A 9,802-nucleotide genomic window follows, 5' to 3' on the forward strand; every position below is an offset into this window, starting at 1 on the left:
ATTTTAGGTTATGGTTGGGAGGGTGAGGCGGGTGGGGGGAGCGGGTGGGGGGCGGGTTTACTGGATTTTGAGTTTTTTTGTAGGATATTGGTTAACCCGCCCTTACATATAGTGTGTGTTTGTGTCATTGGGTTGTTTCCTCAAGATGTGTTGTTTGTTATGTACATAAAGTAAGCCCTACATCTTCCCCTAGGCTATTTTTATGTTTGAAGCTTACAATTTTTTCGTGGTAAGTATTTCAGGCTTAGGGGAAACAGTTTCCTTCAGGGATTCCCCTAACTTTTAATACTGCTTTGCTAGGGGTCAAAATGATATAAAAAGAAAAGGACAGGCTTTCTATGCCTGTTCCACAAGAGTTATATCAAGAGTTATAATTGTTAGATTACTTGATGCCAGGAGGTAAAATTACCCTATCGATGACGTGAATGATGCCGTTACTGGCTTTAATATCTGCCTGTATAACTCTGGCTTTATTAACCCGAACGCGACCCCTGATGCTGACCCCAATATCAACTGAGCTACCTTCAACGGTTTTTATTTGACCTCTTTTTAAACTTTTAGATTCGACGGCGCCGTTTAGGACATGATAAGTAAGGATTTTTTGCAAGGTTTTTTTGTTTTCTGGTTTTAGCAGATTTTCTAAAATACCTTTTGGCAAAGCTGCAAAAGCTGCATCTGTAGGTGTAAAAACGGTGAATGGTCCCTTGCCGGAAAGTGTTTCTTCTAAACCTGCGGCTTTAACTGCTGCTACCAGTGTTTTAAATTTTGGGTTGTCCGCTGCTATTTCAACAATAGTACCAGGTTGATTGTTTTGACTATGTGCTTGAGATATTTCATTCCATACGGGTTTAGAGTTAGCGTAAGTTGAAGTAACTAAAAAGCTTGATAATACTAAGGCTAAAGATATTGTCTTACCTAGTTTATATTGAATTTTCATGTTGTTATTCTCAGCTACCTAAAAAATATTGCAGTTGAATTTGGATGTTTGTATTTGGTCCTGCGACTAAAACAGCAGATTCACCAAATTTTGGCGGGCCTGTACGGATTGTTGGGTTGTTGGAAAACCCAAAACCTTCTGTTGGAATGCCAATAAGATTTCGGTTGAGGGCGCCATCACCATTGGTATCATGAATGACTGCAATGGCATAGTTACCTGGTTTTAAGTTGGGAAAGGTAACTGTTTGAGGTGTTCCTCCTATTTTGGTACATTGGGCAGAAAGCGCACGCTTACCGTTATCAGGAAATCCTCTGCTAGTAGAAAACACGGTTAAACAAACTTGTCCTTTCTGGCTTTTTAATCCGTCAATGCGAACGTTTAGTTTACCATTGAAACTGGCGCCTGCTTGATGAGACAATAGTGCCAAATTTGCGATAGTGCTTAAAACTAGAATAACTCCACTAAACTTAAACTTCATTTTTTTCACCTATTACAAATTAAAATAAATTATTCATAAATTATCTACGAGAGTAGCTGGGAAGTCATGTATTATTCGATAACATAATCTAAATTGCTTGGTTTATAACATTACCAAACAGCACATAAAAACATGACTGGAGTCATATTTCATAGATATAACAGGTGAGTTATAGTCGTAGAAAACTTCAAAAATTATGTAGTATGGCATTCCCCTACCCACTGAGCCGAAATTTTAGATACTTAGAGTGGATTTTCTTTATCGTTCATTTTGGGAGCTGGCTTAGTAATGGAGTGTATGGCAGACTACCTTCTTTATTAGGAATTTATAGTATCTTTGTGTTGTTTGGCTGTTTTTTCCCAAGTACACGTCCATATTGGCAACGGTTTGGATATATTGTTTTGCCGTTAATGATTATAGTTTTTGTACGACGAAGTGGAATTGATTTGGGTTTACTTCTATTTATTTATGTTGCCAAAAGCTATTTTTTATTACACCGTCGAACAACAATTTTAATTACAGCTTTTACAGTGGCGCCTTGGATTATTAGTGACTATCTCGCTGAAGTTGATTGGGCTAAAAATTCTCTCGAACCTATTCCTCGCTTCATATTTGACCCAGGTAATCCTCTCAAGTTCGTACTTATTAATCTTATTATTTATATATCTGCTAGTACTTTTGTGATTATGGCTAGCTCAATGGCTGTTACAGAAAAAGAAAGTCGTCAGCGTGCGGATGATTTAGCACAGCAAGTTGAATCTTTAGTTGCCACTCTCGAACGTACCCGAATTGCACGAGAAATTCACGATTCATTAGGTCATACTTTAACTGACCTCGATATTCAACTTGAAGTAGCTCAAAAATTACGCCACCATAACCCAGAACTTGCATTTCAAGCAGTTGATACAGCCAAAATTCTGGCAGGACAATGTATTGAAGATGTAAGTCAAGCTTTAAATCGAATGCGTCAATCAGATTTTAACCTCAATCAAGCTTTGGCAGCATTACTAGACGCAGCACGTCAAGACTCAGCACTTCAAGTTAGTTTTCAAGTAAATCTTCCTCAACTGCCCATTCATAAAAGCTATCAAATTTATTGCATTACTAAAGAGGCAATTATGAACGTGCAAAAACACGCGCGCGCTTCTCAATTAAGTTTAATAGGGCGCCTGACTCCCGATGGTATTATGTTAGAGATTGAGGATAACGGTATTGGGTTTGACGCGCAAAAACTACGTACAGGTTTTGGAATTCAAGGTATGGTAGAGCGCGCGCAGCTTTTAGGGGGTAAACTAGAAATTCAAACATCATATGCTCAAGGTACTCACATACAAATTATACTTCCTGCATGATTCGACTATTGCTTGTAGATGACCAAGATATTTTTCGTCAAGGACTAGCAGCGCTACTCTCGGTAGAATCTGATTTAAAAGTAGTTGGACAAGCGAGAAACGGGAATGAAGCAATTGAACTAGCAAAAACACTTCAACCCCATGTAATTTTGATGGATGTGCAAATGCCCATATGCAATGGTGTACAAGCAACGCGGGAAATACATCAGCACTATCCTTGGATTCGGATTTTGGTATTAACAACGTTTGACGACGACGAATATATTTTACAATCACTACAAGTAGGCGCCTTGGGTTACTTGCTCAAACGTACCCCATCTCAAGACATCGCAGCAGCAATTCGTTCTGTATCTCAAGGTTACAGCCAATTGGGTCCAACCATCGCCTTAAAAGTATTTTCTCAACTGAAACCTTCCACACCTTCTACAAACAATTATCAAGATTTACTCAGCAAAAGAGAAATCGAAGTTTTCAAACTAATAGGTTCAGGCAAAAATAATCAAGAAATCGCCCAAGAACTTTACTTAAGCGAAGGAACCGTAAAAAACTACGTCACTCAGATTTTAACTAAAATGGAAATGCGCGACAGAGTTCAAGCAGCACTTTGGGCACAGCGAAATTTACTTTAAAGGATATTTATAAAATTACCACAATTGTTATGCTGAACGTAGTGAAGCATCTAATAAAAAAGGAAATTTATAAAATTACCACAATGTTCATTAAAATCAACTAAATTAATCAGTAATATTAGAAACATGCTTATTGAAAATTAAGAATTTATACGTAGAGGCGCAAGATATCAGTTAACATAATTATATTTTAGTTGAATCAGAACCAATTGTCACATGGTACACTTCAAAACAACTTGGGAGTTTATTAAATTTATTTATGAAAATTTAAATTGAATTAAAAATAAAGTCATAATTATTACGGGTGCTGCCTTGAGAATGATTGTATAGAGTGGCGCCTATGCATAAATCTCACTTACTCTTTCTCTGCGTCTGTGCGTCTCTGTGGTAAAAATAGGCAATTACTCATACCACGCACAACACACTTCAATAAATTATTTCGCTAATATAGTATATTCTCCTCCCAAGCCTCAAATCAAACACGACAAATGGACTCTAATTTAGAACAGTTTGCCAGTGATAACTATTCTGGTATTTGCCCGGAAGCATTAGAATATACACTACAAGCGAACCAGGGTAGCGCTCCTGCTTATGGTAACGACGAATGGACTTCCAAAGCGTCAGATAGTTTTCGAGAGTTGTTTGAAATTGATTGCGAAGTTTTCTTTGTCTTTAATGGCACTGCCGCAAATTCTTTATCACTAGCATCATTGTGTCAATCTTACCACAGTGTGATTTGCCACGAAAATGCTCATATTGAAACCAGTGAATGCGGCGCCCCTGAATTTACCTCGAATGGTTCCAAGCTTCTACTAGCTAAAGGCGCCAATGGTAAATTAACCACAGAGTCTATAGAAGCTTTATTACTAGGGAAGCGCGCGGATATTCATTATCCCAAACGTAAAGTAATTAGTTTGACTCAAGCTACTGAGTTGGGAACGCTATATTCTATTGACGAATTAGCTGCAATTCATTCTTTGGCGCAAAAACACGACTTAAAAATTCATATGGACGGCGCCCGCTTTGCCAATGCGGTTGTTGCCCTAAATAAAAGCCCTGCGGAAATTACCTGGAAAGTTGGGGTAGATGTGTTGTGTTTCTGCGGCACTAAAAACGGTATGGCATTAGGAGAAGCAATTATATTCTTTAATAAAGAGTTAGCCGAAGATTTTGCTTACCGTTGTAAACAAGCTGGACAACTTGCATCTAAAATGCGATTTATCTCGGCGCCTTGGCTTGGCTTATTAGAAACAGGTGCATGGCTCAAAAACGCACGTCATGCTAATCAATGTGCTGAATATTTAGAGAACGAATTATTAAAAATAGAAGGCGTTGAAATAATGTTTCCTAGAGAAGTGAATGCTGTTTATGTAAAACTGCCAGAAAATGTAGTTACGAGCTTACGAGAAAAAAACTGGTTATTTTACAGCTTTCTTGGTGTTGGGGGAATACGATTAATGTGTTCTTGGAATACAACTCAAGCAAGAATAGATGAATTGATTAGCGATATTAAACAAGCAATTGCTTAAACAAAGTCGGTGCCAATTGTACCTATAGCTATACGTTTAAGCTGTGCTTTAACAAAAGCGACAGGGCAATTTGTACAACTATATACTATACGTTTACTTAAAATCAAGTATTTATGGAAAACAATAGCATTAGTCGAAATTCGAGAGCAAGCAAAAGCATAAGAATATCGAATTACTTGAGTAGATATTATAAAAATGGAACATACAAATATGTTATTTCGCCAACTTTTTGATAAAATAACAAGTACATATACTTATTTGATAGCTGACACGAAAACAAAAAATGCAGCATTAGTTGACGCTGTTTTAGAGCAAGTCCCACGTGATTTACAGGTACTGCAACAATTAGGATTAACATTACGCTATAGTATTGAAACGCACATCCACGCCGACCACATTACTGGCGCCCAAAAACTGCAAGAAGCGACAGGATGCTTAAAAATATTACCAGAACATGCTTCAGTTAATTGTGCTGACAAAAAAATCAAAGATGGCGAAATATTACACCTAGATTCAGTAGAAATCAAAGCCATAGCAACTCCAGGACACACAGATAGTCATATGTCTTATTTACTAAATAACGAAAAAGTATTAACTGGAGATGCTTTATTAATTCTTGGTTGTGGAAGAACTGACTTTCAAAGTGGCGATGCTGGAGCATTGTTTGATTCAGTCACGCAAAAATTATTTACTTTACCCGATACAACATTAGTTTATCCAGCACACGATTATCAAGGGCTAACTGTATCCACTATTGGTGAAGAAAAACTATATAATCCACGATTTTATGGACATAACCGTAATAGCTTTATTGAATTGATGAATAATTTAAATTTGCCCTTCCCTCAACAAATGCCCGTAGCAGTACCAGCTAACGAGACGTGCGGTTCACATAAATAACATTAACTTTGCGAGCAAAAATGTAGCATAATACCCTGAATTGTCGAGGAAAAATAGAGCGAGCGCCGGAGCGGATTTGCAACTCCAAACTGCTATAATAGTAAGTCATCCAGTAATCTCCCACCTTTTAGAGGCTTTGCTTGTGGCTTGCATAACTATAAACATTTCGGATCAACAATTTGAGAAGATGCAAGAGTTAGCGCAGGAACTCGGCATTTCTCTGGAAGAGTTTCTACGCATTCGTATAAGCGAGTGGCTCAATCATCCGCAAACTGATTTTACCAGTGCTGCAAGCTATGTACTGCAAAAAAATGCCGACTTGTATAAGCGTTTAGCATGATTCGCTATTTATCACTGCTGGAAGTTTTTTCACTACATCGCCTGATTATTAATCAATCTGGAGGAGCATCGGGAGTACGAGACTTAGGAGCGTTGGAGTCAGCAATAGCACAACCTAGAATGACATTTGGTGGCGAAGATTTGTATCCTACAATAGTTGATAAAGCTGCTGCTCTAGGATTTTCGTTAGTTATGAACCATTGTTTTTTGGATGGCAACAAGCGTATTGGTCACGCAGCAATGGAAACGTTTTTGGTATTGAATGGGCTGGAAATTGATGCCTCAGTTGATGAACAAGAGCGAGTTATTCTACAATTAGCATCAAGTGAGATGGAACGCGAGGATTTTGTTGAGTGGTTGAAACAACATGTAAAACCAAGATAATCAATCCAGTACAGCTTGAGTTTTTAGACACTTGTATTTGGTATCGGCGCCATCACTATCTTATGTAATTTATGACTGAATATACAGTCAATATAAAATCATTTTTAAGGCGCCTGTACCACTAGTCATTGAATTTGGGGATAGAAAGATTAGCAACGGATGATAAACGGATGTAACAGATAAATTCTTTTAAATAACTAGGCTTTGTTTGCAACAGCGAGCAAAACTGCGATATCGCCTGTACCAACACCTGCGATTGAATAAAGTGATATTAGAATAATCATTGCGATTATTATTTATGTTTGGCGATGCACGGTTACTCGCTTCTGGGGCTTTTGTTTTTTCAACCATGCTATAAATTTATGCATTTGTGGTTCACATTTTAACGCCTCAATCGTATTTAATTCCTTTGCCAGAACTTTGTTATCAAATAGAGCATGAATCTGGCGATGGCAAGCTGAACATATATTAATTGTTGAGCTTACTTCTAGCTTCTTGCGTTTGGTATACTGCCTGGGAATTAAATGATGGAGGGTAAGGTCTTCCATCTCGCGTTCACATAATTCACATCTCATGCCCATTTTAAAAGTAATATTTACATAGTTCTCTTTTACTATTTTAGTAAATATTCCTGGTTTTTAAAGGCGCCTTAAGCAGTTTGAGATAAAATCATGCTGTCAATGTAAGTAGTTGTGAGCGAGAGGTAAAATGTAAAGTATTGACAATAAAATTAAGTGCATATACACTTAATTTATGAAAAACGAAGTCGAACCAATTGATGAAGCCACCTTAAACAGAGTCGGCGCCAGTTGTACCTGCTTTAGTCTAAGAAAAGCAGCACGAGTTGTGACGCAACTTTTTGATGAACAAATGGCGCCTAGTGGTTTACTAGTTACGCAGTTCTCTATTTTAGGGGTGATTGCGACGATGAAAGAAAGCACTATGAATCAGCTTGCTCAATACTTGGTTATGGATAGAACAACGCTAACGCGAAATCTCAAACCCTTGGAACGTGAAGGATTAATTCAAATTAACCCAGGCAAGGATAAGCGCACTCGTTTAATTTCGCTTACACCTCAAGGTGTTGAAGCGTTACAGAAAGCTTTACCACTTTGGGAGCAAGCGCAATCATCGATGATATCGCAGATGGGAAAGGAACGATGGGAAAGTTTGATGTCGCATTTATCGGATACAACTCATTTATTAAGCCATTAATTTTTTGTAAAAAAGGTGTATATACACTTTTATTTTTAATTAAAGGAGGAGTATGAGCGAATCAGTGTTTAAAGGATTGCCAAAAAGGTTTAGAGGATTATATCTATTAATGTTTGTGATGATTGCATCTGGTATCGGCGCCGTCATTACATCACAGTTATTACGCACATCACCACTACCATCTCCAACAGTGGCGCCACCAGCAATACAAGCTGTGACTGCGTTGGGAAGATTAGAGCCAAAGGGTGAAGTTATTCAACTTTCGGCGCCAAATCAAGGAAGTCGGGTTGGGCAACTTTTGGTGAAGGTGGGGGATATGGTGCGAAAAGGGCAAGTTATAGCTTATTTAGATACACGCGACCGTGCAGTTGCATCTGTTGAACAAGCGCTTGAACAGGTGAAAGTGCAACAGACTCGCTTGGCTATTGTCAAAGCAGGCGCCAAAACAGGAGAAATACAAGCACAATCTGCTACCGTTGAAAGAGTTAAGGCACAATTACAAGAAGAATTAGCTGCACGTGATGCGACTATTTCGCGTATTCAGGCAGAAGTGCAAAATGCAGCAAGAGAGTATAAGCGTTATCAATTTCTGCAAATAGAAGGTGCAGTGTCTGCGTCACTACGAGATGATAAAAAATTAACTGTAGATGTAGCGCAGCAAAGACTCAACGAGGCAAAAGCAAATCGGCGCCAGACAGAGGAAACTTTGGTAAAACAAATTAAAGAAGCTCGTTCGACACTAAGTAAAATTGCGGAAGTTAGACCTGTTGATGTTATGGCTGCTCAAGCTGAAGTAGATCGTGCGAAGGCAGCAGTTAAACAAGCACAAGCAGAACTTGATTTAGCTGTTATTAAGGCGCCTAGAGATGGGCAAATATTAAGGGTTAATACTTGGGCAGGTGAAATTATTGATACTCAAAAAGGCATAGTTTCGTTGGGAGAAACAAGCCAAATGTATGCTGTTGCAGAAGTCTATGAAACAGACTTACCGAGGATTCGTGCTGGTCAAACAGCAATTATTACCAGTGTTAGTGGTGGTGTTTTAACTGAACCGATAGCGGGTGTTGTTGATGAAATCGGTTTGGAGGTGATGAAGAAAGACGTTCTTAACACTGACCCTGCTGCTGATATTGACGCGCGGGTTGTAGAGGTCAAAATTCGTCTAAATGCTGCTGATAGTCGGAAAGTGGCAGGGTTTAGCAATATGAAGCTGAAGGTGGCAGTTAACTTATGAAAATCAAAATGAAACGTAAACTCCCCATTGCTTGGCTACAACTAAAAAAGGAAAAGTCGAGAATGTTCGTCGCGATAGCAGGTATAGCTTTTGCTGATGTGCTAATGTTTTTGCAAATGGGCTTTCGCAGTGCGCTTTTCAACGGCGCCGTGCAAATTCATAATGTATTAGATGGTGAAATCTTTTTAGTCAGTCGTCGCTACAAGTCGCTTATTTCCCTTGATAGGTTTAGTGAACGGCGCCTGTATCAAGCTCTTGGTTATACTGGTGTGAAGTCAGTAAGTCCGATTTATTTAAGTCCTGTACAGTGGAAGAATCCTGAAAATAAACAAATCTGGAATCTTTACGCAATTGGTTTTAATCCGCATGACAAAACATTGAAATTGCCAGGAGTGCAAGCTAATTTAGAGCAATTAAAAAGTCCAGATACTGTGATGTTTGATACGGGTGCAAGGCGTGAGTTTGGTGATATTCCTAAGTTATTTAAAGAACAAGGTGTATTTTCTACCGAAGTTGAAAACCGTCGAGTTGAAGTGATTGGGTTATTTAAATCCCATATTCCGCACTTCAGAATGTCGCATAAAATATTACATAAATACGTACTGGCATTAGTAAATAAACATACTAATAATTTTTAAGTAAGCTTATATCCTGTATTGAGCATGAAAACTCGTAGAAATAAAATAAAAAACGCACAAAAATAACAACAACAACAAATATCTATTAACCCATATTCCGCACTTCAGAATGTCGCATAAAATATTACATAAATACGTACTGGCATTAGTAAATAAACATACTAATA

General features: G+C 38.2%; 13 protein-coding genes. 10 read left to right on the top strand and 3 right to left on the bottom strand.

Annotated elements, in window-relative coordinates:
* Positions 1-382: 382 nt before the first annotated feature.
* Both DSM106972_RS50475 and DSM106972_RS50480 read right to left on the bottom strand, forming a co-directional pair.
* Complete coding sequence (locus DSM106972_RS50475) at positions 383-937, bottom strand: fasciclin domain-containing protein (protein WP_127087773.1); 555 nt, start codon at positions 935-937, stop codon at positions 383-385.
* A 10-nt stretch (positions 938-947) separates the two neighbouring features.
* Positions 948-1,415 (bottom strand): DUF2141 domain-containing protein, encoded by a 468-nt coding sequence (locus DSM106972_RS50480; protein ID WP_127087774.1) that lies wholly within the window; start codon positions 1,413-1,415, stop codon positions 948-950.
* A 293-nt stretch (positions 1,416-1,708) separates the two neighbouring features.
* Between DSM106972_RS50480 and DSM106972_RS50485 the strand changes: the two genes are divergently transcribed.
* The 7 genes from DSM106972_RS50485 (at position 1,709) to DSM106972_RS50510 (ending at position 6,548) form a co-directional block, all read left to right on the top strand.
* Positions 1,709-2,767: a sensor histidine kinase gene (locus DSM106972_RS50485; protein ID WP_233787990.1), complete on the top strand. Its 1,059-nt coding sequence runs from the start codon at positions 1,709-1,711 to the stop codon at positions 2,765-2,767.
* Positions 2,764-3,396: a response regulator gene (locus tag DSM106972_RS50490; RefSeq protein ID WP_127087776.1), complete on the top strand. Its 633-nt coding sequence runs from the start codon at positions 2,764-2,766 to the stop codon at positions 3,394-3,396. Before DSM106972_RS50485 ends, DSM106972_RS50490 begins: the two co-directional genes overlap by 4 nt.
* A gap of 488 nt (positions 3,397-3,884) precedes the next feature.
* Positions 3,885-4,925, top strand: a complete 1,041-nt coding sequence (locus tag DSM106972_RS50495) for a threonine aldolase family protein (RefSeq protein WP_127087777.1) — start codon at positions 3,885-3,887, stop codon at positions 4,923-4,925.
* Positions 4,926-4,934: 9 nt separating this feature from the next.
* Positions 4,935-5,087 (top strand): hypothetical protein, encoded by a 153-nt coding sequence (locus DSM106972_RS54670; RefSeq protein WP_186538691.1) that lies wholly within the window; start codon positions 4,935-4,937, stop codon positions 5,085-5,087.
* A gap of 48 nt (positions 5,088-5,135) precedes the next feature.
* On the top strand, positions 5,136-5,825 hold the full coding sequence (locus tag DSM106972_RS50500) for an MBL fold metallo-hydrolase (RefSeq protein WP_127087782.1): 690 nt from the start codon (positions 5,136-5,138) through the stop codon (positions 5,823-5,825).
* A gap of 142 nt (positions 5,826-5,967) precedes the next feature.
* Positions 5,968-6,165, top strand: coding sequence for a DNA-binding protein (locus DSM106972_RS50505; protein ID WP_127087778.1), 198 nt, complete (start codon positions 5,968-5,970; stop codon positions 6,163-6,165).
* Positions 6,162-6,548: a type II toxin-antitoxin system death-on-curing family toxin gene (locus DSM106972_RS50510; RefSeq protein WP_127087779.1), complete on the top strand. Its 387-nt coding sequence runs from the start codon at positions 6,162-6,164 to the stop codon at positions 6,546-6,548. The genes DSM106972_RS50505 and DSM106972_RS50510 overlap by 4 nt, the downstream gene beginning before the upstream one ends.
* Positions 6,549-6,844: 296 nt before the next feature.
* On the opposite strand, the gene DSM106972_RS50515 is transcribed toward DSM106972_RS50510, so the two are convergent.
* Positions 6,845-7,129: an HNH endonuclease gene (locus DSM106972_RS50515; RefSeq protein ID WP_325052292.1), complete on the bottom strand. Its 285-nt coding sequence runs from the start codon at positions 7,127-7,129 to the stop codon at positions 6,845-6,847.
* 172 nt (positions 7,130-7,301) lie between these two features.
* Between DSM106972_RS50515 and DSM106972_RS50520 the strand changes: the two genes are divergently transcribed.
* The 3 genes from DSM106972_RS50520 to DSM106972_RS50530 are packed head-to-tail and all read left to right on the top strand — an operon-like array spanning position 7,302 to position 9,635.
* Entirely contained in the window at positions 7,302-7,763 is a 462-nt protein-coding gene (locus DSM106972_RS50520) for a MarR family winged helix-turn-helix transcriptional regulator (protein ID WP_127087780.1), read from the top strand.
* Between the two features lie 52 nt (positions 7,764-7,815).
* Positions 7,816-8,997 carry an ABC exporter membrane fusion protein gene (locus DSM106972_RS50525; protein WP_127087781.1) on the top strand — a complete coding sequence of 394 codons (1,182 nt, stop codon included), beginning with the start codon at positions 7,816-7,818 and terminating at the stop codon, positions 8,995-8,997.
* Between the two features lie 8 nt (positions 8,998-9,005).
* Positions 9,006-9,635 carry an ABC transporter permease family protein gene (locus tag DSM106972_RS50530; RefSeq protein WP_201800917.1) on the top strand — a complete coding sequence of 210 codons (630 nt, stop codon included), beginning with the start codon at positions 9,006-9,008 and terminating at the stop codon, positions 9,633-9,635.
* The last annotated feature ends 167 nt before the right edge of the window (positions 9,636-9,802 follow it).

Source organism: Dulcicalothrix desertica PCC 7102 (assembly GCF_003991905.1).
In the GTDB taxonomy this organism is placed as follows: Bacteria; Cyanobacteriota; Cyanobacteriia; order Cyanobacteriales; family Nostocaceae; genus Dulcicalothrix; species Dulcicalothrix desertica.